The sequence below is a fragment of the Burkholderia catarinensis genome (genome assembly GCF_001883705.2).
Classification (GTDB): Bacteria; Pseudomonadota; Gammaproteobacteria; order Burkholderiales; family Burkholderiaceae; genus Burkholderia; species Burkholderia catarinensis.
In genome coordinates, this window is the sequence record NZ_MDEQ02000004.1 from 26168 (window position 1) to 51530 (window position 25363).

Genomic DNA, 25363 nt, shown 5'->3' on the forward strand with positions numbered 1-25363 from the left:
ACGCCGCCGGCCGGCGGCGCCATGCCGGCCACCCGGGAAAGGCGCGCGCCAGTCGCGCCCCCGATCACAGACATGGAGACATCGATGAGCCATCCGCAATCCCCGCCCGCCGCGCCGCCGCGGCCCGGCCGCGCCGCTTTCGCGGCGTTCGTCGGCACCACGATCGAGTGGTACGACTTTTACATCTACGGCACGGCCGCGGCGCTCGTGTTCGGCAAGGTGTTCTTTTCCAGCACGATGGATCCCGGCGTCGCGACGCTGCTCGCGTTCGTCACGTTCTGGGCCGGCTTCGCCGCGCGGCCGCTCGGCGGGATCATATTCGGGCATCTCGGCGATCGCGTCGGCCGCAAGACCGCACTCGTGATCACGCTGGTGATGATGGGGCTTGCCACGACCGGCATCGGCCTGTTGCCCGGCTATGCGCAGATCGGCGTATGGGCGCCGGCCGGTCTCGTCGTGCTGCGCGTGCTGCAGGGCATCGCGGTCGGCGGCGAGTGGGGCGGCGCGGTGCTGATCGCGAGCGAGAACGCGCCGAAGCACCGCAGCATCCTGTATGCGGCGTTCGCGCAGCAGGGCTCGCCCACCGGCAACCTGCTCGCGACGGCCGCGTTCTTCGCGCTGAGCGCGCTGCCGACGCCGTCGTTCCTGATGTGGGGCTGGCGCATTCCGTTCCTGCTGTCGGCCGTGCTCGTGATCATCGGCATGGTGATCCGGCTGAAGCTCGAGGAGTCGGCCGACATGCAGCGCGTGCTCGCGCGCAAGCGCACGGTGAAGCTGCCGCTGCGCGACGTCGTGCGCGATCACTGGGTGGTCGTGCTGCTTGCGGCCGGCACGCTGCCGGTGATCAACGTCACGTACTTCCGCAGCACGTTCGCGCTGTCGTGGGCGACGAAGGAGCTCGGCTACGCGCAGGGCACGTTCCTCGGCATCCTGTCGATCTCGCTCGTCGTGCAGTTCCTGATGCAGCCGGTCGGCGCGTGGCTCGTGTCGAAGGTCGACATGCGTCGCGCGATGTGCTGGATCCTGATTCCGGAAATCGTGCTGATGCCCGTGATGTTCCATGCGCTCGCGACGCGTTCGTACTGGGTGGCCGTCGCGGGGATGTGCATCTCGACGATTCCGTCGGCGATGTTCTACGGCGCGGTCGGCGGCATACTCGCGCGCGTGTTTCCGGCGAACATCCGCTATACGGGCCTGTCGCTCGCGTATCAACTGAGCGCGCTCGTCGTCGGCGGCGGCACGCCCGTGCTTGCGCAGGCGATCCTCAACGCGACGGGCAGCATCGTCGGCGTCGCGGTCGCGTCGGGGCTTTACGCGTTCGTGTCGCTCGTCTGCATGCTGGTGCTGCTGAATCGCACCGGGTACCGCGCGGACGAACTGTCGACGGCCGAGCGCAGCGACGCGGCCGAATGGGGCGCCGAAGGCGCAAGTGCGGAAAGCGCTGCCGGCGGGAAGGCGCAGCCGGGCGATGGCGGCGCGCTGAAACCGGCGGGTTGAGTCGCACCGATCGCGCGCCCCGAGCCCCAAAGAAAAACGGCACCGCGTGCGATACGCGGTGCCGTTTTTTCGGATCACGCGGCCGGCAGGCTGCCTGCTGCGCGCGTCACGTCATCAGCCTTCCGTCGGCGGCACGTAGCCGGACGCCTGGTCCGCGCCGTCGCCGAAGAAGTACTTCTCGGTCTGCTTCATCAGGTACTGGCGCGCGCGCGGGTCGGCCATGTTCAGGCGGTTTTCGTTGATCAGCATCGTCTGCTGCTTGAGCCAGCCTTGCCACGCTTCCTTCGAGACGCTCTCGTAAATGCGCTTGCCGAGTTCGCCCGGCAGCGGCGGGAAATCGAGGCCTTCGGCTTCCTTGCCGAGCTTTGCGCATTGAATCATTCGAGCCATCGTGTACTTCTCCTGTAATCGGTCTGGGGGAGGGCAGTCGTGCCTGCGCTCAGAGCTGCTTCATCAGCACGAGCGACTTGCGCTGCCAGTTATAGAGTTTGCGGCGGTCTTCCGGCAGGTCGTCGACGCTGACCTTGACGAAGCCGCGCTTCAGGAACCAGTGCTCGGTGCGCGTCGTGAGCACGAAGATGTGCGTGAGGCCGCGCGCGCGCGCGCGCTGCTCGATGCGCTTGAGCAGGCGTTCGCCGTCGCCCGAGCCCTGCGCTTCCGGCGCGACCGTCAGGCACGCCATCTCGCCGATCTTCTCCAGCGGATACGGATAGAGCGCCGCGCAGCCGAACAGCACGCCATCGTGCTCGATCACCGAGAAGTGGTCGATGTCGCGCTCGATCTGGTGGCGGTCGCGCCGCACCAGTGTGCCGTCCGACTCGAGCGGCTCGATCAGCGACAGGATGCCGCCGACGTCGTCCGGCGTCGCTTCGCGCAGGCTCTCGAGGTTCTCGTACGAGATCATCGTGCCGACGCCGTCGTGCAGGAACAGTTCGAGCAGCATGCTGCCGTCGAGCGATTGCGGAATCAGGTGCGCACGGGTCACGCCGCCACGGCAAGCGCGGATCGCATGCTTCAGGAAGAATGCGTCGTCGCCTTGCAGGTCACCGGAGTCGAGCAGGTCGGCGGCCGAGTCGAGCGACATTTCGCGGATCAGCTCGCCTTCGTCGTCGACGATGCCCGGGCCATCGGTCAGGAACACGATCTTGTCGGCGCGCAGCGCGATCGCGGCGGCCGACGCGACGTCTTCCATCGACAGGTTGAACGCCTCGCCGGTCGGCGAGAAACCGAGCGGCGACAGCAGCACGAGCTTGCGGCTCGCGAGCGAATGGCGGATCGATTCGGCGTCGATCTTGCGCACGATGCCCGTATGCGCGAAATCGACCCCGTCGAGAATCCCCACCGGCCGCGCGGTCACGAAGTTGCCCGACACGACGCTGATGTGCGCGTGCGCCATCGGCGAGTTCGGCAGCCCCTGGCTGATCGCGGCTTCGATGTCGAGGCGCACTTCGCCGGCCGCTTCCTTCGCGGATTCGAGCGCACGCGCATCGGTGATGCGCAGGCCGTGCGAAAACTCGGATTCGACACCATGCAGGCTCAACTGCTCCTCGACCTGCGGGCGCGAGCCGTGCACGAGCACGATCTGGATGCCCATCGCCTGCAGCAGCGCGATGTCGGACACGAGCGCGTTCAGCAGCCCCTGCTGCACCACCTCGCCGCCGAACCCCACGACGAACGTGCTGTTGCGGAACTTGTGGATATAGGGCGCGACGGAGCGCATCCAGTCGACGAACTGCGCGTGGCTGGCGGCCGAATCGTCGGCGGCCGGCGGCGTCGCGGCACCGGTCTGGGCGGAGGGGAGGTCGGTTTGGGAATTCATGGGCGGGATTATAATGCGCCCCCATGTCGAATGTACCTAAAAGTCCCGCGCCGACGCGGGCCAAAGCGCCGTCGGCCCGGCACCCGGATGGTGCGGCCGATGCGCGCCAGCAGCAGGGCCAGCCGCCGCGCCAGCAGCAGGAAAAGCAGGCGGGCCAGCCGTCGCGCGGGCCGCGCGGCGACGAACGGCGCGGCGATGCGCGCCAGCCGGCCGCGACGGACGCGCCCCATGCAACGGATGCGAGCACCCCGCGCCGCGAGCGTGCGCCGCGCGCCGCCGTCGCGCCCAGGAAGCTGGCCACGCCGAATCCCGTCCCGCCGATCACGTACCCCGAAAGCCTGCCCGTGTCGGGCAAGCGCGACGAAATCGCGCGCGCGATCGCCGGTCATCAGGTTGTCATCGTCTGCGGCGAAACCGGCTCGGGCAAGACCACGCAGTTGCCGAAGATCTGTCTCGATCTCGGTCGCGGCCTCGGCGCCGGCGGCACGGGCCTGATCGGCCATACGCAGCCGCGCCGCCTCGCCGCATCGTCGACCGGCCGCCGGATCGCCGAGGAACTCGGCACCCCGTTCGGCGAGGTGGTCGGCTACAAGGTGCGCTTTACCGACAATCTCGCGCCGGGCGCGTCCGTGAAGCTGATGACGGACGGCATCCTGCTCGCCGAGACGCAGACCGACCCGCTGCTGAAGGCGTACGACACGCTGATCATCGACGAGGCGCACGAGCGCAGCCTGAACATCGACTTCCTGCTCGGCTACCTGAAGGAAATCCTGCCCCGGCGGCCGGACCTGAAGCTGATCGTCACGTCCGCGACGATCGACGCCGATCGCTTCGCGCGCCATTTCGGCACCGACGAGCGCCCCGCGCCCGTGATCGAAGTGAGCGGGCGGCTGTATCCGGTCGAGATGCGCTACCGGCCGGTGGCCGAGGATCGCCCGGCCGTGAAAAATGCCGAAGGCACGGCGGGCCGCGATCGCGTGAAGACCGCGCGCGAAGCCGAGCGCGACCTGATGGATGCGATCGTCGACGCGGTCGACGAGCTGTGCCGCGAAGGCTCCGGCGACGTGCTCGTGTTCCTGCCCGGCGAGCGCGAGATCCGCGAAGCGGCCGAGGCGCTGCGCAAGCACCATCCGCCGCACACCGAGATCCTGCCGTTGTTCGCGCGGCTCTCGGCGGCCGACCAGGACAAGGTGTTCAAGGCGTCGAACGCGCGCCGGATCGTGCTCGCGACCAACGTGGCCGAAACGTCGCTGACGGTGCCGGGCATCCGCTACGTCGTCGATACCGGGCTCGCGCGCGTGAAGCGTTATTCGTACCGGAACAAGGTCGAGCAGCTCCAGGTCGAGTCGATCTCGCAGGCTGCCGCGAACCAGCGCGCGGGCCGCTGCGGCCGCGTGGCCGACGGGGTCTGCATCCGCTTGTACGAGGAAAGCGACTACCAGGCGCGTGCGCGCTTCACCGATCCGGAAATCCTGCGCTCGTCGCTCGCGTCGGTGATCCTGCGGATGAAGTCGCTGCACCTGACGGCGATCGAATCGTTCCCGTTCCTCGAACCGCCGCCCGGCCGCGCGATCGCGGACGGCTACCAGTTGCTCAACGAGCTCGGCGCGGTCGACGATGACAACGCGCTGACGCCGCTCGGCCGCGAACTCGCGCGGCTGCCGCTCGACCCGCGCGTCGGCCGGATGATTCTCGCCGCGCGCGACCAGCAGTCGCTGCGCGAAGTGCTGATCATCGCGAGCGCGCTGTCCGTGCAGGATCCGCGCGACCGCCCGATCGAAGCGCAGGAGCAGGCCGACCAGGCGCATCGCCGGTTCGCCGACGAGCGTTCCGAATTCCTGCAGTGGCTGAAGATCTGGGCGTGGTTCGAGGAGGCGGTCGCGCACAAGAAGTCGAATCGCCAGCTCGTCGACGCGTGCCGGCAGAACTTCCTGTCGCACCTGCGGCTGCGCGAGTGGCGCGACGTCCATTCGCAACTGCTGACCGTCGTGCGCGAGCACGGCTGGCGGCTCAACGAAACCGAGGCGACCCACGAGCAGGTCCATCTGGCCCTGTTGACCGGCCTGCTCGGCAACCTCGGCCTGAAGGCCGACGACGATCCGCATTACCTCGGCGCGCGCGGGATCAAGTTCTACCTGTGGCCGGGCTCCGCGCTCGCGAAGAAGGCTGGCCGCTGGGTGATGGCGGCCGAGCTCGTCGAGACGAGCCGGCTGTACGCGCGCTGTCTCGCGAAAATCGAACCGGAGTGGGTCGAGAAGGTCGGCGCGCACCTGCTGAAGAAATCGCTGTCGGAGCCGCACTGGGAAAAGCGTCCGGCGCAGGTCAGCGCGTACGAGCGCGCGACGCTGTACGGGCTGCCGATCTACCACCGCCGGCGTGTCGCGTTCGGCAAGCAGGATCCGGCGCGCGCCCGCGAGCTGTTCATCCGCGGCGCGCTGGTCGACGGCGAGTTCGACACGAAGCTCGCGTTCTTCGCGCACAACCGCAAGCTGCTCGCCGACATCGAGCAGCTCGAGCACAAGTCGCGCCGCCAGGACGTGCTGGTCGACGACGAGCTGATCTACGCGTTCTACGACCAGGCGATTCCGGAAGGGATCCACACGGGCGTCGCGTTCGAGCGCTGGTATCGCGACGAGGTGAAGAAGGGCGGCCAGACCGAGGACAAGCTGCGGCTGCTGTACCTGTCGCGCGACGACCTGATGCGACACGAGGCGGCCGGCGTGACGACCGAGCTGTTCCCGAAGCGCGCGACGATGGCCGGCGTCGAGATGGCGCTCACGTATCACTTCGAGCCCGGCACGCCGCGCGACGGCGTGACGCTCGCGGTGCCGCTCTACGCGCTGAACCAGGTCGACGCGCGCCGTTGCGAGTGGCTCGTGCCGGGGATGCTGAAGGAAAAGGTGCAACTGCTGCTGAAGTCGCTGCCGCAGAAGCTGCGCCGGCACTGCGTGCCGCTGCCCGAGTACGCGGCAGGCTTCGTCGAGCGGATGGGGCGCGAGCGCTTCGGCGCGGGCGGGCTCGTCGAGGCGCTGATCGCCGACGTGCGCGGCGAGACGCAGGTCGCGATGAAGATGGCCGACTTCAAGCTCGAAGTGCTGCCCGCGCACCTGTTCATGAACTTCAAGGTGATCGACGAGCACGGCCGCCAGCTCGCGATGGGGCGCAATCTCGCGCAGCTTCGCCAGGAGCTGGGCGCGCAGGCGCAGCAGCAGTTCCAGAAGATCGCGGCGGCGTCGACGATCGCGACCGGCGGCGATGCCGATGCCGGTCAGGCAGCCGGCCACGCGCCGGCGGCGGCCACGACGGCCGGTGCCGCCGGCCGTGGCGCGAAGGCGGGCAAGGGCGCGGCGCCGCAGACGGCCGCCCCGGCGGAAGCCGGCGCGACGGCGCTGTACGAGAACCTGACGACCTGGAATTTCGGCAAGCTGCCCGAGCTGCTGGAGATCCGCCGGCGCGGCCAGACGCTGTACGGCTACCCGGCGCTCGTCGACCGCGGCACGCATTGCGACGTCGAGGTGTTCGATTCGCCGGAGGAGGCCGCGCGCATCCACCGGGCCGGATTGCGGCGGCTGTTCGCGCTGCAGCTGAAGGAGCCGATCAAGTTCCTCGAGAAGAACCTGCCGGGGCTGCGCGAGATGGCGATGCAGTACATGTCGCTCGGCACGCAGGACGAGCTGCGCGACCAGCTGATCGACACGGCGCTCGACCGCGCGTGCCTGCAGGACCCGCTGCCCGACGACGACGCGAGCTTCCACGCGCGCCGCGACGAGGGCAGGAGCCGCCTGAACCTGCTCGCGCAGGAAATCGCGCGGCTCGTCGGGCAGATCCTGGCCGAATACGCGGGTCTCGTGAAGAAACTCGCGCAGGCGAAGCCGTTCGCGCAGGCGCACGCGGATCTGCAGCAGCAGCTCGCCGCGCTGGTCGGCAAGCGCTTCGTGCTCGACACGCCTTACGGTCAGCTTGCGCACTTCCCGCGCTACCTGAAGGGCATCGCGCTGCGGATCGACAAGCTGAAGGCCGATCCGGCGCGCGACGCGAAGCAGTCCGGCGACCTGTTGCCGCTCGCGCAGCAGTACCAGCGCGCGGTGTCGCAGCGCGGCGGCGTCGCCGACCCGCGGCTCGCGGAATTCCGCTGGCTGCTCGAGGAATTGCGGATTTCGCTGTTCGCCCAGGAACTGCGCACGCCGATGCCGGTCTCTGTCAAGCGTCTGCACAAGGTCTGGGAGTCGATGCAGCGCTAGCGCAACATCGGTTTCCCGGGCCCGCACCGGCGGCCGGCCCCGGCCGGCCGCGCGGTGCTTGCCGCGCCGGCCTGTCTGGCCGCCGCGGCGTGTGTCGAAGTGGCGCAATGCCGGCCGCCGTCAACCGGAGGGGCCGGTTGAACGTTTTACAATGACGGTTGTTCCACGACGTGAGTCTTCATGCCCTCTTTCCTTTCCCTCGGCCGCACGCTCGCGCTGGCCGCCGCCGTGCTGGCGCCCGCCGCACACGCGAATAACGTGATCGTCCTCAATTCGGCCGAAGCGACGCTTTCCCTGATCGACCAGCAGACCCGCGAGGTCGTCAGCACGATGCCGACCGGCAAGGAGCCGCACCACCTGATGGCGACGCCCGACAATTCGTCGCTGATCGTCGCAAATTCGGTCTCGAACAGCCTGATGTTCCTCGATCCGAAGACGGGCAAGCTGCAGCGCACCGTCGAAGGGATCGACGATCCTTACCAGCTCGGCTTCTCGCCCGACCGCAAGTGGTTCGCGGCGGCCGGCCTGCGGCTCGACCGCGTCGACATCTACGGCTACGACGGCCGCGACCTGCGCCTCGTGAAGCGCGTGCCGCTCGCGGTGATGCCGAGCCACCTCGCATTCACGAAGGACAGCAAGACGCTGCTCGTGTCGCTGCAGGTTTCCGGCGAAATCGCGGCGATCGATCTGCCGACGCAGACGGTCAAGTGGAAGATGAAGGTCGGCAAGGTGCCGGCCGGCCTGTGGCTCACGCCGGACGACAAGTACCTGCTCATCGGGATGACGGGCTCGGATTACGTCGCGGTGGTCGACTGGCGCAACCAGAAGGTCGTCAAGCAGATCGTCACGGGCAACGGCGCGCACAACTTCCGCTCGCTCGCCGACGGCACGCACGTCGCGGTGACGAACCGGGTCGCGAACACGATCAGCATCATCGACGAGAACACGCTCACCAACGTCGGCGACATCACCGGCCTGCTGCCGGGCCCCGACGACATGGAGCTGTCCGCCGACAAGAAGACGCTGTGGGTGACGTTCCGCTTCGCGAAGAAGGTCGGGATCATCGACCTGGGCTCGCGCAAGCTGGTGCAGACGATCTCCGTCGGCCGCTCGCCGCACGGCATCTACTTCTACGACCGCGCGCCGTGGCGCGCGGCGAACGGCGCGTAACGGTCGGAGGCGGAACGATGCTGCACCTGATCGATGCGTTCGTGTCGGACATCCAGACCTGGCTGTACGTCGACGTCGTGCAGCCGCTCCTCTTCAAGTTCAACCTGATGGGCTATGACGAGGACACCTACGACGCGCTTTACTGGGTGATTGTCGGCGCGCTGCAGATGGTGCTGATGTTCGCGCTGCTGCGCCCGCTCGAGGCGCTGCTGCCGGTCGAGCGCTGGACCAACCGCAAGGCGGTGCGGGTCGATGTGATCTACACGGCGATCGCGAAGCTCGGCATCTATTCGATGTTCTTCTTCTTCGCGCTGCAGCCGGTGTTCGACAACTTCCAGGCGTGGCTGCGGCTGCACGGCATCGCGAACTTCAATCTCGACTACCTGTGGCCGGGCGTGACCTCGCAGCCGATCGTCACGTTCGCGATCTATCTCGTCGTGCTCGATTTCGCCGGCTACTGGTATCACCGCTGGCAGCACAAGTTCGGCATCTGGTGGGAGCTGCACGCCGTGCATCACAGCCAGCGCCAGATGTCGCTGTGGTGCGATGACCGCAACCACGTGCTCGACGACGTGATCCAGTCGTGCTTCTTCGCGGCGATTGCGCTCGTGATCGGCGTGACGCCGTCGCAGTTCGTGGTGCTGACCGCGTTCACGAACTTCATGCAGAGCATTCAGCACACGAATGCGCGGCTGCCGTTCGGCCGGCTCGGCGAGCGCCTGCTCGTGAGCCCGATCTTCCACCGGCGCCACCACGCGGTCGGCTACGGTCACGAAGGCACCAAGTACGGCTGCAACTTCGGCGTGCTGTTCCCGTGGTGGGACATGATGTTCGGCACCGCGTCGTGGAACCGCACGGTCGAGCCGACCGGCATCCGCGACCAGATCGAGGGCGTGTCCTACGGCGAAGGCTTCTGGGCGCAGCACGGCCTCGCGTTCGTGCGGATCTTCCGGCGCCTGTTCCCCGCGAAGCGCGGCGCGGCGTCGGCCTGACCCGGTCACTTTCCCGTTGAGCGGCTCTCCCACGCGGCCCGCATGCGCTTTGGCGCATGCGGGCCGCGTGGTTTATCCTTTCCCCGTTTTTCTCCGTCCATACAGGCTGGCATGAACGACTTGCTGCGTTCCTTCGTCCGGGCATTGGCGAGCGCATTGCACCCGCGCATGCTCTGGCTCACCCTGATGCCGTTTCTCGTCTCGGCCGTCCTGTGGGGCGTCGTGCTGTGGTTCTCGTGGCAGACGCTGCTGGACCTCGCGCGCGGCGCGCTCGACGGCTTCGTGCTGACGGCCGCGCTGTATCGCGCGTTCGACGCGATCGGCATGTCGCAACTGCACGCGGTCGTCGCGCCGTTCGTGGTCGTGTCGCTCGCGATCCCGCTGATCGTGCTGACCGTGCTGCTGCTGATCGCGACGATTTCGATGCCGGTCGTGATCAAGCACCTGACGAACCGGCAGTTCGCGGCGCTCGAGCCGAAGCGGGGCGGCACCTTCCTCGGCAGCGTGTTCAATTCGCTGTGGGCGGCACTGGCCGGCGTCGTCGTGCTGGTCGTCACGATCCCGCTGTGGCTGATCCCGCCGTTCTTCGCGCTGCTGCCGCCCGTGATCTGGGGCTGGCTCACGTACCGCGTGATGACCTACGACGCGCTCTCGCTGCACGCGAGCCGCGACGAGCGCCGTGCGCTCGTGCGTCAGCACCGCTGGCCGCTGATCGGTATCGGCGTGGCGACCGGGCTGCTCGGCACCGTGCCGACCTTCGTGTGGGTCTCGTCGGTCTGGATGATGGTGCTGTTTCCGTTCGTCGCGGCGGCCATGATCTGGGTTTACGCTTTCATCCTCGTCTTCTCGGCGCTGTGGTTCGGGCACTATTGCCTGCGCGCGCTGGAGGACCTGCGCGCGGCGTCGCGCGCCACCGCAATCGACATGGGGCAGGCATGAGCATCGGCATCATCATCATCGGCGACGAGATTCTTTCGGGCCGCCGGCAGGACAAGCATCTGGCGAAGGTCATCGAGCTGCTCGGCGCGCGCGGCCTCACGCTCGACTGGGCCGAATACGTCGGCGACGATCCGGCGCGCATCACGGCGACGCTCGCGCGTGCGATCGCGTCGGGCGACATCGTGTTCTCGACGGGCGGGATCGGCGCGACGCCGGACGACCACACGCGCCAGTGCGCGGCCGCCGCGCTCGGCGTGCCGCTCGAACTGCATCCGGAAGCGAAGGTGCTGATTTCGGAGCGGATCCGGGAAACGCATGCCGATCCTGCCACGCCGGTCGACTTCGACTCGCCGGAGAACCAGCACCGCTTCAACATGGGCGTGTTCCCGGTGGGCGCGACGATCATCCCGAACGGCTATAACCGGATTCCCGGCTTCTCGGCCGGCGATCTGCACTTCGTGCCGGGCTTCCCGGTGATGGCGTGGCCGATGATCGAATGGGTGCTCGATACGAAATACGCACATCTGCATCACGCGACGCCGCACGCGGAGCGCTCGCTGTACGTGTTCGAACTGCCGGAATCGACGCTCACGCCGCTGATGGAGCGCATCGAGCGCGACTTCCCGGGCGTGCGCGTGTTCAGCCTGCCGAGCGTCGGCGACGCGGAGCGCGGCGGGATCTACGCGCGCCGTCACATCGACCTGGGCGTGAAGGGCGAGCCGGAGGCGGTCGCGGTCGCGTTCGTGAAGCTGCGCGAAGGCGTGCACCTGCTCGGCGGCGACGTCGTCGAGCCCGACACGCTGCGCACCTGAGTGCGCGCCCGAGCGGCCCGCAAACCGGCCGCACAAAAACCACGGGCCGCGCAACGCGGCCCGTCATCGGCATGTCATCGCCCGGCTCGACGATGATGCAGTCGCAACCGGCGGCCGCGGCGCGCCGTCAGGCACCGATCCACGGCAGTTTCCGGAAGCACCAGCCGTCGACCGTCTTGCGGTGGCCTTCGGCGTCCTTGGCGCCCTCGAAGCCTTCGAGCAGGTCGAACGCCTTCGTGAAGCCGGCCTGCGACGACGCGACCGCGGCGAGCTTCGAGCGCGCGGCGCTGCGGCACAGGAACAGGATGGGCGTATCGGCCGGAAGGGCCGCCTTCAGTTCGTTGACGAATTCGGCATTCGGCACGCCGCCCGGGTAGCGCGTCCATTCGAGGTGCACGTACTGGCCGTCGCCGACGAGCGGGCGGCCGATCCAGTCGAGCTCGGCGCGGGTGCGCACGTCGACGAGGCGCGCCGACGGGTCGAGCTGCAGCAGTTCGAATGCCTCGACCGGCAGCAGCGCGCCGGCGTAGTTGAGCGCGCCTTGTGCGCGGCGTTCGTCGGCCTTCGCGTAAAGCTGGTCGAGCGTACTCATGGCAGGGAGTCTCCTATCGGTCAAACAAACATTCTAGCGCGGCGTCGCGGCACGGGCGCCGCATGCGGCACGGTGCGTGCATCACGCACGCGTTCACCAAAAAAGTGCAAAATGGAGCGATTGCACCAGAATGATTCGCCGGGCGATGCGTGTCGCGACGATTGCACCAGCTCGGTGCTTTCGGGTGGTGGCCGGTGCGACGCCGGGCCCCGGAATCGCGCGGCACAGCCCCGTCGCGGCGAGCACCGGCGCGATTCGCGCCAATCTTGCGCATGGGTGGCACGGAAGCTGCTTTATAGGATTCGGTCGAATCGGGGCGCGCTGCGCCAAAGCAAGACCCCGATCAGCTCGATAAACGAGGCGGTTCCCAGTCCGCCGGAATTGTTCAATCAGGAGAAGAGGTTATGAGTAAAACCGTCGCCGACGTCATGCAACTTGTGAAGGACGAGGACTGCAAGTTTGTCGATTTCCGCTTCACGGATACGCGCGGCAAGGAACAGCACGTGTCGGTGCCGGTTTCGGCGTTTGACGAAGACAAGTTCGAAAGCGGCCATGCATTCGACGGTTCGTCGATCGCGGGCTGGAAGGGCATCGAGGCGTCGGACATGCTGCTCATGCCGGACCCGAACGCTGCCTTCGTCGACCCGTTCTATGAAGAGTCGACCCTCGTGCTGACCTGCGACGTGGTCGAGCCGGCCGACGGCAAGGGCTACGAGCGCGATCCGCGTTCGCTCGCGAAGCGCGGCGAAGCGTACCTGAAGAGCACGGGCATCGGCGACACGGCCTTCTTCGGTCCGGAGCCGGAATTCTTCATTTTCGACTCGGTCCAGTGGAACACGGACATGTCGGGCTGCTTCGTGAAGATCAACTCGGAAGAAGCACCGTGGTCGTCGGCCAAGGAATTCGAAGGCGGCAACACGGGCCACCGTCCGGGCACGAAGGGCGGCTACTTCCCGGTCGCGCCGGTCGACACGTTCCAGGACATGCGTTCGGAAATGTGCCTGCTGCTCGAACAACTCGGCATCCCGGTCGAAGTGCACCACCACGAAGTGGCGGGCCAGGGCCAGAACGAAATCGGCACGAAGTTCTCGACGCTCGTACAGCGTGCGGACTGGACGCAATGGTCGAAGTACATCATCCATAACGTCGCGCACTCGTACGGCAAGACGGCGACGTTCATGCCGAAGCCGGTCGTCGGCGACAACGGTTCGGGCATGCACGTTCACCAGTCGATCTGGAAGGACGGCCAGAACCTGTTCGCGGGCAACGGCTACGCCGGCCTGTCGGAACTGGCGCTGTTCTACATCGGCGGCATCATCAAGCACGCCCGTGCCCTGAACGCGATCACGAACCCGACGACGAACTCGTACAAGCGTCTGGTCCCGCACTTCGAAGCACCGGTCAAGCTCGCTTACTCGGCGCGCAACCGTTCGGCATCGATCCGCATTCCGCACGTGTCGAGCCCGAAGGGCCGCCGTATCGAAACGCGCTTCCCGGATCCGATGGCGAACCCGTACTTGTGCTTCACGGCGCTGATGATGGCCGGCCTCGACGGGATCCAGAACAAGATCCACCCGGGCGAAGCTGCGGACAAGAACCTGTACGACCTGCCGCCGGAAGAGGATGCAAAGATCCCGACCGTTTGCGCGGGCCTCGACCAGGCACTCGAAGCGCTCGACAAGGATCGCGAGTTCCTGACGCGCGGCGGCGTGTTCACGGACGGCATGCTGGACGCGTACCTTGCGCTGAAGGAGCAGGAGCTGGCGAAGTTCCGCATGACGACGCACCCGATCGAGTTCGAGATGTACTACTCGCTGTAATCGGCGATGGCGCTTCGATTCAGCGCCGTCATGCCGGTTCGTTCCTGTCGCGCGGCCTGCGGCGGGAGCGGCGGAGTCTGAAAGGGGACGGCGTCCAGCCGTCCCTTTTTTGTTCCGACGATTTTCATTTTCTGGCCCGGTGAGGCGCGACAAGCACGCAGATGGTTCTGAAGAATCTGATCAAGGCGAAAACGGGGCAGCCCGAGCGACTGACGGACGACGAGCGGCTCGCGCGCTCGGGCCTGCTTGCGGGTCTGGAGGCGCTGCCGACGGTCGTGATCGTGCTCGACCGCAAGACGCTGCGGATCGCGTTCGCGAACCCGTCCGCGGAGGCGATGCTCGACATCTCGCGCCGGCAGCTCGCGCAGCGGCCGTGGGGCGAGATTTTTCCGAACGCGAACGAGCTCGCGTCGACGATCACCGCGATCGGCGAGGAGCGCTTTCACGCGACGCACCTCGATACCGTGCTCGACCGGCCCGGCCGCGAACCGCTGCATGTGCATGCGATCGTCGGCTTTATCGAGACGTCGCCCGATTTCGTGCTCGTCGAGCTGTTCGAGAACGAACGGCAGTCGCGCACCGATCGCGAGGAGCGCATTCACGATCTGACCGCGGTCAACAAGCAGCTGATCCGCAACCTCGCGCACGAGATCAAGAACCCGCTCGGCGGCATTCGCGGCGCAGCCCAGTTGCTCGAATTCGAGCTCGGCGAGCGCGAGCGCGGCGAGTTGCGCGAATACACGCAGGTGATCATCAAGGAGTCCGACCGCCTGCAGACGCTCGTCGATCGATTGCTGGAGCCGCACCGGCATCCGCATATCGTCGGCGACGTGAACATTCATGAAGTATGCGAACGCGTGCGCGCGGTGATGCTCGCGGAATTTCCGCGCGGGCTCACGATCGAGCGCGACTACGACGTGAGCGTGCCGGATCTGCGCGGCGACAAGGAGCAACTGATCCAGGCGCTGCTCAACATCGTGCGCAACGCCGCGCAGGCACTGCGCGAACGGATCGCGCAGGGCGACGCGAAGATCGAACTGCGCACGCGCATCGCGCGCAAGGTGACGATCGGGAAGCGCCTGTACCGGCTGGCACTGGACTTGCACGTGATCGACAACGGGCCCGGCATTCCGGAAGAAATCCGCGACCGGATCTTCTACCCGCTCGTATCCGGGCGCGACGACGGCAGCGGTCTCGGCCTCACGCTCGCGCAGACGTTCGTGCAGCAGCATGACGGGATGATCGAGGTCGAAAGCCGGCCCGGACGTACCGAATTCCAGATCCTGCTGCCGCTCGACCATTGAGCGGCGGCATTGCAATTCACCAGATTCACCAATATCTGACCGACCTATGAAGCCGATCTGGATAGTAGACGACGACCAATCGATCCGCTGGGTGCTCGAAAAGGCGCTTGCCCGGGACAGCTTCGCGACGAAGAGCTTCGCGAACGTGCGCGACGCGCTGGCCGCGCTCGACCACGAGACGCCGCAGGTGCTCGTGTCCGACATCCGGATGCCGGGCGGCTCGGGCCTCGAGTTGCTGCAGGCGATGCACGAGCGCCTGCCGGGCCTGCCCGTCATCATCATGACGGCGTTCTCCGATCTCGACAGCGCCGTCGCGGCGTTCCAGGGCGGCGCGTTCGAATATCTCGCGAAGCCGTTCGACGTCGACAAGGCGGTCGAGCTGATCCGTCGCGCGGTCGAGGAAAGCCTGCGCGGCGGCGCGCCTCAGGACGAACGCGTCGCCGAGGCGCCCGAGATGCTCGGCCAGGCGCCCGCGATGCAGGACATGTTCCGCGCGATCGGCCGCCTGTCGCACTCGGCCGCGACCGTGCTGATCACGGGCGAGTCGGGCACCGGCAAGGAGCTCGTCGCGCGTGCGCTGCATCGTCACAGCCCGCGCGCGAACGGGCCGTTCATCGCGCTGAACACCGCGGCGATTCCGAAAGACCTGCTCGAATCCGAGCTGTTCGGCCACGAGCGCGGCGCGTTCACCGGCGCGCAGACGACGCGGCAGGGCCGCTTCGAGCAGGCCGAGAACGGCACGCTGTTCCTCGACGAAATCGGCGACATGCCGTTCGACCTGCAGACGCGCCTGTTGCGCGTGCTGTCGGACGGGCAGTTCTATCGTGTCGGCGGCCACAACCCGCTGCGCGCGAACGTGCGCGTGATCGCCGCGACGCACCAGAATCTCGAATCGCGCGTGCGGCAGGGATTGTTCCGCGAGGACCTTTACCACCGGCTCAACGTGATCCGGCTGCGCCTGCCGGCATTGCGCGAACGCAGCGAGGACATCGCGCTGCTCACGCGCCACTTCCTGCAGAAGAGCGCGCGCGATCTCGGCGTCGAGCCGAAGCGCGTGTCCGACGACGCGCTGGCGTACCTGACGTCGCTGGCGTTTCCCGGCAACGTGCGGCAGCTCGAGAACCTCGCGAACTGGCTGACCGTGATGGCGCCCGCGCAGACGGTCGAGATCAAGGACCTGCCGCCCGACCTCGTGCCGGCCGGTGCGCCGATCGTCGCGACGGGCGACGGCGCGGACGCGCATGGCAGCGGCGGCGGTGCGGCAACCGCACAGCCGTCGATCGGTGTGACGTCGGCGGTGTCCGCGCCTGCCGCAGCCGCACCGAACGGCGCGCCGGCCGGCTATCCGCTGTGGGAGCATGGCCTGCGTACCGAAGTCGCGCGGCTGTTGCGCGAGAACTCGGCCGACGTGATGGACGAGCTCGCGCGCCGCTTCGAGGCGGCCGTGATCCGCGAGGCGCTCGACTTCACGCGGGGCCGCAAGGTCGAGGCCGCGGAGCGGCTCGGCATCGGCCGCAACACGATCACGCGCAAGATCCAGGAACTCCATCTGGAGCCCTGAGCACGATTCGCGGCATGCGCGGACATCGCACATGCCGCGATCGGACATAATCGCGGTTTGCCCGTAGTTTTCCATTCCGCCGATCCGCAATGTCCGATTCCTTCCGCTGGCCCGCCGGGGCCGACCCGTTCCGTTTTCTCGAAGCGCTCGACAGCAAGCGCGCCCGCACGTGGGTCGACGAGCAGAATGCGCGCACGCGCGCCGCGCTGCGTGACGACGACGCGTATCGCGCGCTCACGGCGCGTCTCGCGAAAGCGTATCTGCCGCGCGAACGCCCGGTGATCCCGACCCGCTGGCGCGACTGGGCCTACGACCTGTGGCAGGACGATCTCCATCCGAAGGGGCTGTGGCGCCGCACGCGCTGGGATGACTGGCGCGCCGGCCGGCCGGCGTGGGAAACGCTGCTCGACGTCGACGCGCTCGGTGCCGAAGAGGGCGAGTCGTGGGTGTTCGAGCAGGATGCGATCCTGTATCCGGACGGCGATCGCGCGCTGCTGTCGCTGTCGCCGGGCGGCGCCGATGCGGTCGTCGTGCGCGAATTCGATCTTGTCGAGCGCCGTTTCGTCGACGGCGGTTTCACGATCGACGAGCCGGGGCATCACACGGTCGGCTGGATCGACCGCGACACCGTCTACGTGAGCTGGGATCGCGGCGAAGCGCATGCGACCGCCGCCGGGTATCCGTATGAAGCGCGGCGCTGGGTGCGCGGCACGCCGCTCGCCGATGCACCCGTCGTATTTCGCGGCGAACCCGACGACATCAGCGCGGGCGCAGGGTTCGATCCGATCGACAACCGCCACGTCGCGTGGCGCAGCGTCGACTTCTTCGACGCGCATGCGTACCGGCTGACCGACACGGGCGAGTGGGCGCGCTACGACGTGCCGACGCATGTCGAGGTCGGGTTCTGGGAAGGCTGGCTCGTGCTGGAGCCGCGCCTCGACTGGGATTGCGATGGCGTGCACCACGCGGGCGGCTCGCTGCTCGCGATCCGCGAACAGGCATTCCTGGCCGGGGCGCGCGAATTCACGACGCTGTTCGCGCCGCAGCCGTCGACGTCCGCGTGCACGTGGACGCACACGCGCACGACGCTGATCGCGAGCTGGCTCGACGACGTGCACAACCGCACGATGCTATGGCAGCCGCGGCAGGCCGACGACGGCACCTGGACGTGGGACGCGCGGCCGTTCGACTGGCCGGGCGACGCGCAGATCGACGTCGAGCCCGTCGAAGCGACGCTGAACGACGAGATTTACGTGGACGTCGATACCTATCTCGATCCGCCCGAATGCTGGCTGGCCGATCTTGCCGATCGCGCGGACGATGCGCCGTCGCGCCGCGTGTTGCTCGACCGGCCGCCGGTGCAGTTCGATGCGGCGGGGCTCGTCGTGCGGCGCGCGAGCGCGCGCTCGCAAGACGGCACGGCGGTGCCGTACACGCTGATCGGGCCGCGCGATGCGCTCGATGCACCGGAAGGCGCCGCACGCGTCGCTCGGCCGTGCCTGCTGTCGGGCTATGGCGGCTTTGCGATCCCGAACCTGCCGGGCTACAGCGACGCGTTCGGCATCGCGTGGCTCGAGCGCGGCGGCGTCATGGCGTTCGCGCATATCCGCGGCGGCGGCGAGTTCGGGCCGCGCTGGCACGTCGACGCACAGCGCGAACACCGGCAGCGTTCGTTCGACGATTTCATCGCGGTGGCCGAGGATCTGGCCGCGACCGGCGTGACCACGGCCGCGCAGCTCGGGATCGAGGGCGGCAGCAACGGCGGGCTGCTGGTCGCCGCGTGCATGGCGCAACGGCCGGAGCTGTTCGGCGCGGTGCTCTGCCGCGTGCCGCTGCTCGACATGCGGCGCTATCCGAAGCTGCATGCGGGCGCCGCGTGGCTCGACGAATACGGCGACCCGGACGATCCGCGCGAAGGCGCGGCGCTGGCCGCGTATTCGCCGTATCACCGCGTGCGCGAAGGCGTCGCGTATCCGCCTTTACTGCTGACGACGTCGACGCGCGACGACCGCGTGCATCCCGCGCATGCGCGCAAGATGGCCGCGCGCATGCATGCGCTCGGTCACGAACGGGTGTGGTACTGGGAGAACACCGACGGCGGCCACGGCAGTGCCGACGATCTGGAGCGTGCGGAAGCCGACGCGGCCGAATTCGGGTTCCTGTGGGCCCATCTCGGGCCGGCGCCCGCGCGGCGCTGATCGCGCGCGGGCCGATCGAACGATCAGCCGACGACCGCGATGACGGGCGTGTGGTCGGACGGCTGTTCCCACGTGCGCGGCGTACGGTCGACCTCGCACGACGTGCAGGTTTGCGCGAGCGCCGGCGACAGCAGGATGTGGTCGATGCGCAGCCCCGCGTTGCGGCGGAACGCCATCATCCGGTAGTCCCACCACGTGAAGGTCTTCTCGGGCTGCTCGAAGCGGCGGAACGCATCGACGAAGCCGAGCTCGATCAGCTTCGCGAAGTGCGCGCGCTCCTGCGGCGACACGAGGTTCTGGCCTTCCCATTTCGCGGGGTCGTGCACGTCGCGGTCTTCCGGCGCGATGTTGTAGTCGCCGAGCAGCGCGAGCTTCGGATAGCGCTGCATCTCGGCGCTCAGCCACGCATGCAGTGCGTCGAGCCATTGCATCTTGTAGACGAACTTGTCGGAGTCGGGCGCCTGGCCGTTCGGGAAATACGCGGATACGATGCGCACGCCTTCGACCGTCACGGCGACCACGCGCTGCTGCGGATCGTCGAAGCCGGGGATGTTGCGCACGATGTCCGATTCGTCGACGGCGAGCGTGTCGCGCACGAGGATCGCGACGCCGTTGTAGGTCTTCTGGCCCGTGAACCAGCTGCGGTAGCCGATGGCCTCGAGATCGGCGCGCGGATACTTCTCGTCCGGCAGCTTCAGTTCCTGCAGGCACAGCACGTCGGTTCCGCTTTGCGCGATCCAGTCGAGCACGTGCTGCTTGCGGACGTTGAGCGAGTTGACGTTCCAGGTGGCGATTTTCATGAACGGGAGTGCGTGCGGGGTGAATGCGAAGGCCGCCATCTTACCGCGAGCACGGGGCGCGAACGCGCGCGATACGCGATGCGAAGCACGCGCCGCGCATCGCGATATCGACGACCCGCGAAGAAATTGTGACAAAGGTATTGACGTGAGTACTCCCTCACCCTATAATTTATTTCTCTGACGCGGGGTGGAGCAGTCTGGCAGCTCGTCGGGCTCATAACCCGAAGGTCGTAGGTTCAAATCCTACCCCCGCAACCAAGCACACCTGACGATGTGCAGCGCAGTTGACCGATGCGCGCTTCGTCGACAAGAACCCGGCCCCGTGCCGGGTTTTTTGTTTTCTGCGTGCGCAATCAGCGCGCCGCCCATTCGACTGCCGCCTTCGCATGCAACGCGGTCGTGTCGAACACCGGCAGAGGCGAGTCGTCCGCGCCGATCAGCAGCGTGATTTCCGTGCAGCCGAGGATCACGGCCTGCGCGCCGCGCTGCGCCAGTTCCTCGATGATTGTCACATACGTCGCGCGCGATTCCGGCGAGATGACGCCGTGGCACAGCTCGTCGTAGATGATCCGGTGCACGTCGTCGCGCCCGCGTTCGTCAGGCACGAGCACCTCCATGCCGAATTTCCCGCGCAGCCGCTCCGCATAGAACGGCAACTCCATCGTGTAGCGCGTGCCGAGCAGCGCGACGCGCTCGACGCCCGCTTCGCGCAGCGCGGCGCCGGTCGGATCGGCGATGTGCAGGAACGGCAGCGCCACCGCGGCTTCGATCGCGTCGTGCACGCGGTGCATCGTGTTGGTCGTCAGCACGACGAGATCGGCGCCGGCCGCTTCGAGCTGTCGCGCGGCACCGGCCATCCGTTCGCCGAGCGCGGCCCAGTCGTGCGTGCGCTGCAGCGCTTCGATCTCCGCGAAATCGACCGTCACGAGCACGCTCTTCGCGTTGTGGTGTCCGCCGTGCAGCGCTTTCGAGTGGCGGTTGATCATCCGGTAGTACTCGGCCGACGATTCCCAGCTCATTCCACCGATCAGTCCGATCGTCTTCATCCGTCACCTTTGCGTTTCGTATGTCGTGACAGTCGAGTATAGGGGCCGGTGCGTGCGCACGGCGGTACGATCCGCGCGAAGCGGACCGGTACGGCGCAGCCGGGCGGGGTCGCACGCGACAGTTGAAACCGGCACTGTGTTTTTGTACAGTATCGGCACCGTGAACCCGACCATCATTCCGCCTGCCGATCCGCACGTGCCGCCGCCGGCCGACGCGCTGCCGCGCATGCGCAAGATCATTCACTGCGACTGCGACTGTTTCTACGCGTCGGTCGAGATGCGCGACGACCCGTCGCTGCGCAACCGGCCGCTCGCGGTCGGCGGCCGGCCCGACCAGCGCGGCGTGATCGCGACCTGCAACTACGAGGCGCGCCGCTACGGCGTGCATTCGGCGATGTCGTCGGCGCTGGCGATGCGCAAGTGCCCGGACCTGCTGATCCTGCCGTCCGCGATGGACAAGTACCGTGCGGCGTCGCGGCAGATCATGGCGATCTATCGCGACTACACGCCCGACGTCGAGCCGCTGTCGCTCGACGAGGCGTACCTTGACGTCAGCGGGTCGGAGCGGTGCCAGGGCAGCGCGACGCTGATTGCGCGCGAGATCCGCCAGCGCGTGCACGACACGGTCGGCGTGACCGTGTCGGCCGGCGTCGCGCCGAACAAGTTCATCGCGAAGATCGCGTCCGACTGGAACAAGCCGGACGGCCTGTTCGTCGTGCGGCCGCACGAGATCGACGCGTTCGTCGCGGCGCTGCCGGTGCGCAAGCTGCATGGCGTGGGCAAGGTGACGGCCACGCGGCTCGACCGGCTCGGCATCCAGACCTGCGCGCAATTGCGCGACTGGCCGCTGATCGACCTGCACCGCGAGTTCGGCGCGTTCGGGCGGCGGCTGTACGAACTGTCGCGCGGAATTGACGACCGGCCCGTGCAGGCCGACCAGGAGCGCAAGTCGGTCAGCGTCGAGACGACCTATGTGACCGACCTGACGACGCTCGAGCAATGCGCGGAGGAAATCCGCCGCCTCGTCGTGCAGCTCGACGCGCGGATCGCGCGCGCGGGCGCCGCGCGGTCGGTCCGCAAGCTGTACGTGAAGATCCGCTTCGCCGATTTCCAGCGCACGACGGTCGAGTGCGTGGCCGACGCGACGAATGCGGACACGGCCGTCACGCTGCTCGCGAAGGGGCTGCAACGGCGCGCGCAGCCCGTGCGGCTGCTCGGCGTCGGCGTGCGCATCGACGAGGATACGGCCGAGCGCCACGGGCAGTTCTCGCTGTTCGACGACGAACCGTCGGCGCCATGAAAAAAGCACCGCCGAAGCGGTGCCTTTCGATGCGCCCGGAAGGGCCGGGCTGGGCTGGGCGGCGCGCTCAGTGCGTGGGCGCGGCCATCCCGTTGTGGCGCAGCAGTGCATCGATCTGCGGCTCGCGGCCGCGGAACGCCTTGAACGATTCCATCGCCGGGCGGCTGCCGCCGACCTCGAGGATTTCGCGGCGATAGCGCGTGCCGGTCGCCGCGTCGAGCACGCTGCCGCTCGCGGCGGCGGCTTCCTCGAACGCCGCGTACGCGTCGGCCGACAGCACCTCGGCCCACTTGTAGCTGTAGTAGCCGGCCGCGTAGCCGCCCGCGAAGATGTGGCTGAACGTGTTCGGCCAGCGCGAGAACGCCGCCTGCGGGATCACGTGGTAGCGCTCGTTGATCTCGCGCGCGAACGCGGTCACGCCGGTGGCGCCCGCCGGGTCGAAGTCGACGTGCAGCAGCATGTCGAACATCGAGAACACGATCTGGCGCAGCGTGCCGAGGCCGCTCTGGAAATTCTTCGCGGCGATCATCTTGTCGAACAGCGCGCGCGGCAGCGTGGCGCCCGTATCGATATGCGACGACATCGACGACAGCACGTCCCACTCCCAGCAGAAGTTTTCCATAAACTGCGACGGCAGCTCGACCGCATCCCATTCGACGCCGTTGATGCCCGACACGCCGAGCTCGTCGACGCGCGTGAGCATGTGGTGCAGCCCGTGGCCGAACTCATGGAACAGCGTGATGACTTCGTCGTGCGTGAAGCATGCGGGCTTGCCACCGATCGGCGCCGAGAAGTTGCAGGTGAGATAGGCAACGGGCGTCTGCACGTCGCTGCCGCGTTTCGCGCGCGAACGCGCGTCGTCCATCCATGCGCCGCCGCGCTTGCCTTCGCGTGCGTACAGGTCGAGATAGAACTGCGCGACGAGCGAGCCGTCGCGGTTCTCGACGCGGAAGAAGCGCACGTCCTTGTGCCACACCGGCGCGTCGTCCGGCTTGATCCGCACGCCGAACAGCGTCTCGGTGACGGTGAACAGGCCCTTCAGCGCGGCCGGTTCCGGGAAGTACTGCTTGACCTCGTTTTCCGAGAACGCATAGCGCTGCTGGCGCAGCTTTTCGGCCGCGTACGCGACGTCCCACGGCGCGAGTTCCGCGAGGCCGAGTTCCTTCGCGGCGAACGTGCGCAGTTCGTCCCAGTCCTTGTCCGCGTGCGGGCGCGCGCGCGTCGCGAGATCCTCGAGGAACGCGATCACCTGCTGCGGCGATTCGGCCATCTTCGGCGCGAGCGACACTTCGGCAAAGTTGCGGTAGCCGAGCATCTGCGCCTCTTCGCGGCGCAGCTTCAGCTCGTCGGCGACGATCGCCGTGTTGTCCCATTCGGCCTTGCCGTCGCCGTACTGCGGCCCGAGTTCCGACGCGCGCGTTGCATAGGCGCGGTAGAGCGTCTCGCGCAGCGCGCGGTTGTCCGCGTACTGCAGCACCGGGAAGTACGACGGGAAGTGCAGCGTGAATTTCCAGCCGTCCTTGCCGTCCTTCTGCGCGGCTTCGCGGGCGCCCTCGATTGCGTCGCCGGGCAGGCCGGCCAGCTCGGCTTCGTCCTGCACGAAGTACGCGTACGCGTTGGTCGCGTCGAGCACGTGGTCGGAGAACGCCTTCGACAGCGCGGCCTGCTGTTCCTGCAGTTCCGCGAAGCGTGGCTTGCGGTCCTCCGGCAGCTCGGCGCCCGACAGGCGGAAGTCGCGCAGCGCGTTGTCGAGGATCTTCTTGCGCTCGGCGGACAGCGTTGCGTATTCGGCGCTGGCGGCGATCGCCTTGTATTTCTCGTACAGCGCGAGATTCTGGCCGACGCTCGACCAGAACTCGGTCACGCGCGGCAGGTTCTCGCCGTATGCGGCCCGCAGTTCGGGCGTATCGGCGACCGCATTCAGGTGGCCGACGATGCCCCACGCGCGGCCGAGCGGCTCCGTCGCGTACTCGACCGTCTCGACGACGGCGGCCCAGGTCGCCGGCGTCGCGGGCGCGCTCGCGGCCTCGACCGCGCGGCCGGCGGCATCGAGCAGCGTATCGAGCGCGGGCGTGACGTGCTCCGGGCGGATCTCGCCGAAGCGGGGCAGGCCGGAGAAGTCGAGGAGCGGATTGGTATTGGCGCTGGCGGACATAAGACTCCCTGTCTGTTGCCGGATGAACCGGGATGAAAAGGGTAACGGCGGCGAGGCGCGACGGCGCCCGATACCGACATTATTGGGGCGCATCGTGCGCTTTCCAATCGTTAGTTTCTAACGGCGCGATTGACGCAGGGGCGGATGCGGGGCGACGTGCGGCCGGCGCAGCGAGGCCGGCGAGGCGCCGGCGCACGGAACCGCGCGCCGGCTGAACGGGCAGGCGGTCAGGCGGCCGCGGCGGCGGCGCGCTCGGCGGCTTCGATCGTGTTGATCAGCAGCATCGTGATGGTCATCGGGCCGACGCCACCCGGCACCGGCGTGATGTGGCCGGCCACTTCCTTCACGCCCGCGAAGTCGACGTCGCCGCACAGCTTGCCCGCGTCGTCGCGGTTCATGCCGACGTCGATCACCGTCGCGCCGGGCTTCACCATGTCGGCGGTCAGGATGTTGCGCTTGCCGACCGCGGCGACCACGATGTCGGCCTCACGCGTGTGCGCGGCGAGGTCGCGCGTCTTGCTGTGGCAGATCGTCACGGTCGCGCCGGCTTCGAGCAGCAGCATCGCCATCGGCTTGCCGACGATGTTCGAGCGACCGATCACGACTGCGTTCGCACCCTGCAGCGCGATGTCGTGCGCCTCGAACATCTTCATCACGCCGTACGGCGTGCACGGACGGAACAGCGGCTTGCCGGTCATCAGCGCGCCGGCGTTCGCGACGTGAAAACCGTCGACGTCCTTCTCCGGCGCGATCGCCTCGATCACCTTGTGGCTGTCGATGTGGGCGGGCAGCGGCAGCTGGACGAGGATGCCGTGGATCTTCGGGTCGCGGTTCAGCTCGTCGATGCGCGCGAGCAGGTCGGCCTCCGACAGCGTTGCCGGGTACACATCCTTCAGCGAGAAGAAACCGTTGTCCTCGCAAGCCTTGATCTTGTTGCGCACATAGACTTCGCTCGCCGGGTTTTCGCCGACGAGGATCACCGCGAGACCGGGCTGGTGGCCGCGAGCGGTCAGGGCGGCGGCACGTTCGGCAGCTTGCGCGCGCAGGGTCTTCGAAAGGGCGTTGCCGTCGATGAGGAGGGCTGTCATGGTGGTGGGTCCTGCCGGGAAGTTGGAAT

The 25363-nt window shown here is 67.7% G+C and carries 18 protein-coding genes and 1 tRNA gene; 12 read left to right on the top strand and 7 right to left on the bottom strand.

The window, feature by feature from the left end; genetic code table 11:
• Positions 1–84 precede the first annotated feature (84 nt).
• A complete protein-coding gene (locus tag BFF94_RS07345; RefSeq protein WP_128843857.1) occupies positions 85–1497 on the top strand; it encodes an MFS transporter in 1413 nt (470 codons plus the stop codon).
• A 114-nt stretch (positions 1498–1611) separates the two neighbouring features.
• On the opposite strand, the gene BFF94_RS07350 is transcribed toward BFF94_RS07345, so the two are convergent.
• Together BFF94_RS07350 and argA are read right to left on the bottom strand one after the other, a co-directional pair.
• Entirely contained in the window at positions 1612–1887 is a 276-nt protein-coding gene (locus BFF94_RS07350) for an oxidative damage protection protein (RefSeq protein ID WP_006478357.1), read from the bottom strand.
• 49 nt (positions 1888–1936) lie between these two features.
• Complete coding sequence (argA, locus tag BFF94_RS07355; RefSeq protein ID WP_128843858.1) at positions 1937–3316, bottom strand: amino-acid N-acetyltransferase; 1380 nt, start codon at positions 3314–3316, stop codon at positions 1937–1939.
• Positions 3317–3339: 23 nt separating this feature from the next.
• On the opposite strand from argA, the gene hrpA reads away from it, so the two are divergent.
• From hrpA to BFF94_RS07380, 5 genes are all read left to right on the top strand, one after another.
• Positions 3340–7557, top strand: a complete 4218-nt coding sequence (gene hrpA / locus BFF94_RS07360; protein ID WP_219139169.1) for an ATP-dependent RNA helicase HrpA — start codon at positions 3340–3342, stop codon at positions 7555–7557.
• A 180-nt stretch (positions 7558–7737) separates the two neighbouring features.
• Entirely contained in the window at positions 7738–8727 is a 990-nt protein-coding gene (locus BFF94_RS07365; RefSeq protein ID WP_128841703.1) for a YVTN family beta-propeller repeat protein, read from the top strand.
• A gap of 17 nt (positions 8728–8744) precedes the next feature.
• Complete coding sequence (locus BFF94_RS07370; RefSeq protein WP_128841702.1) at positions 8745–9719, top strand: sterol desaturase family protein; 975 nt, start codon at positions 8745–8747, stop codon at positions 9717–9719.
• A 111-nt stretch (positions 9720–9830) separates the two neighbouring features.
• Positions 9831–10658 carry an EI24 domain-containing protein gene (locus BFF94_RS07375; protein ID WP_128841701.1) on the top strand — a complete coding sequence of 276 codons (828 nt, stop codon included), beginning with the start codon at positions 9831–9833 and terminating at the stop codon, positions 10656–10658.
• Positions 10655–11470, top strand: a complete 816-nt coding sequence (locus tag BFF94_RS07380) for a competence/damage-inducible protein A (RefSeq protein ID WP_128841700.1) — start codon at positions 10655–10657, stop codon at positions 11468–11470. The genes BFF94_RS07375 and BFF94_RS07380 overlap by 4 nt, the downstream gene beginning before the upstream one ends.
• 127 nt (positions 11471–11597) lie before the next feature.
• On the opposite strand, the gene BFF94_RS07385 is transcribed toward BFF94_RS07380, so the two are convergent.
• Positions 11598–12062 (bottom strand): rhodanese-like domain-containing protein, encoded by a 465-nt coding sequence (locus BFF94_RS07385; RefSeq protein WP_128841699.1) that lies wholly within the window; start codon positions 12060–12062, stop codon positions 11598–11600.
• Positions 12063–12466: 404 nt separating this feature from the next.
• On the opposite strand from BFF94_RS07385, the gene glnA reads away from it, so the two are divergent.
• From glnA to BFF94_RS07405, 4 genes are all read left to right on the top strand, one after another.
• A complete protein-coding gene (glnA, locus tag BFF94_RS07390) occupies positions 12467–13882 on the top strand; it encodes a type I glutamate--ammonia ligase (protein ID WP_128841698.1) in 1416 nt (471 codons plus the stop codon).
• Positions 13883–14043: 161 nt separating this feature from the next.
• Positions 14044–15186 carry a nitrogen regulation protein NR(II) gene (gene glnL / locus BFF94_RS07395; protein WP_162285527.1) on the top strand — a complete coding sequence of 381 codons (1143 nt, stop codon included), beginning with the start codon at positions 14044–14046 and terminating at the stop codon, positions 15184–15186.
• Between the two features lie 46 nt (positions 15187–15232).
• Positions 15233–16747, top strand: a complete 1515-nt coding sequence (ntrC, locus tag BFF94_RS07400) for a nitrogen regulation protein NR(I) (protein WP_219139170.1) — start codon at positions 15233–15235, stop codon at positions 16745–16747.
• An 89-nt stretch (positions 16748–16836) separates the two neighbouring features.
• Complete coding sequence (locus BFF94_RS07405) at positions 16837–18945, top strand: prolyl oligopeptidase family serine peptidase (RefSeq protein ID WP_219139171.1); 2109 nt, start codon at positions 16837–16839, stop codon at positions 18943–18945.
• Positions 18946–18968: 23 nt separating this feature from the next.
• Here the strand turns inward: BFF94_RS07405 and xth are convergent, their stop codons facing one another.
• Complete coding sequence (gene xth, locus BFF94_RS07410; RefSeq protein WP_128841697.1) at positions 18969–19745, bottom strand: exodeoxyribonuclease III; 777 nt, start codon at positions 19743–19745, stop codon at positions 18969–18971.
• A gap of 181 nt (positions 19746–19926) precedes the next feature.
• On the opposite strand from xth, the gene BFF94_RS07415 reads away from it, so the two are divergent.
• Positions 19927–20003 (top strand) — tRNA-Met (locus BFF94_RS07415).
• Between the two features lie 95 nt (positions 20004–20098).
• On the opposite strand, the gene BFF94_RS07420 is transcribed toward BFF94_RS07415, so the two are convergent.
• On the bottom strand, positions 20099–20791 hold the full coding sequence (locus BFF94_RS07420; protein WP_128841696.1) for an aspartate/glutamate racemase family protein: 693 nt from the start codon (positions 20789–20791) through the stop codon (positions 20099–20101).
• Between the two features lie 136 nt (positions 20792–20927).
• Between BFF94_RS07420 and dinB the strand changes: the two genes are divergently transcribed.
• Positions 20928–22091 (top strand): DNA polymerase IV, encoded by a 1164-nt coding sequence (gene dinB, locus BFF94_RS07425; RefSeq protein ID WP_128841695.1) that lies wholly within the window; start codon positions 20928–20930, stop codon positions 22089–22091.
• A 67-nt stretch (positions 22092–22158) separates the two neighbouring features.
• Here the strand turns inward: dinB and BFF94_RS07430 are convergent, their stop codons facing one another.
• Positions 22159–24246: a M3 family metallopeptidase gene (locus tag BFF94_RS07430; RefSeq protein WP_219139172.1), complete on the bottom strand. Its 2088-nt coding sequence runs from the start codon at positions 24244–24246 to the stop codon at positions 22159–22161.
• 227 nt (positions 24247–24473) lie between these two features.
• A complete protein-coding gene (gene folD, locus BFF94_RS07435) occupies positions 24474–25334 on the bottom strand; it encodes a bifunctional methylenetetrahydrofolate dehydrogenase/methenyltetrahydrofolate cyclohydrolase FolD (RefSeq protein WP_128844685.1) in 861 nt (286 codons plus the stop codon).
• Positions 25335–25363: the final 29 nt, after the last annotated feature.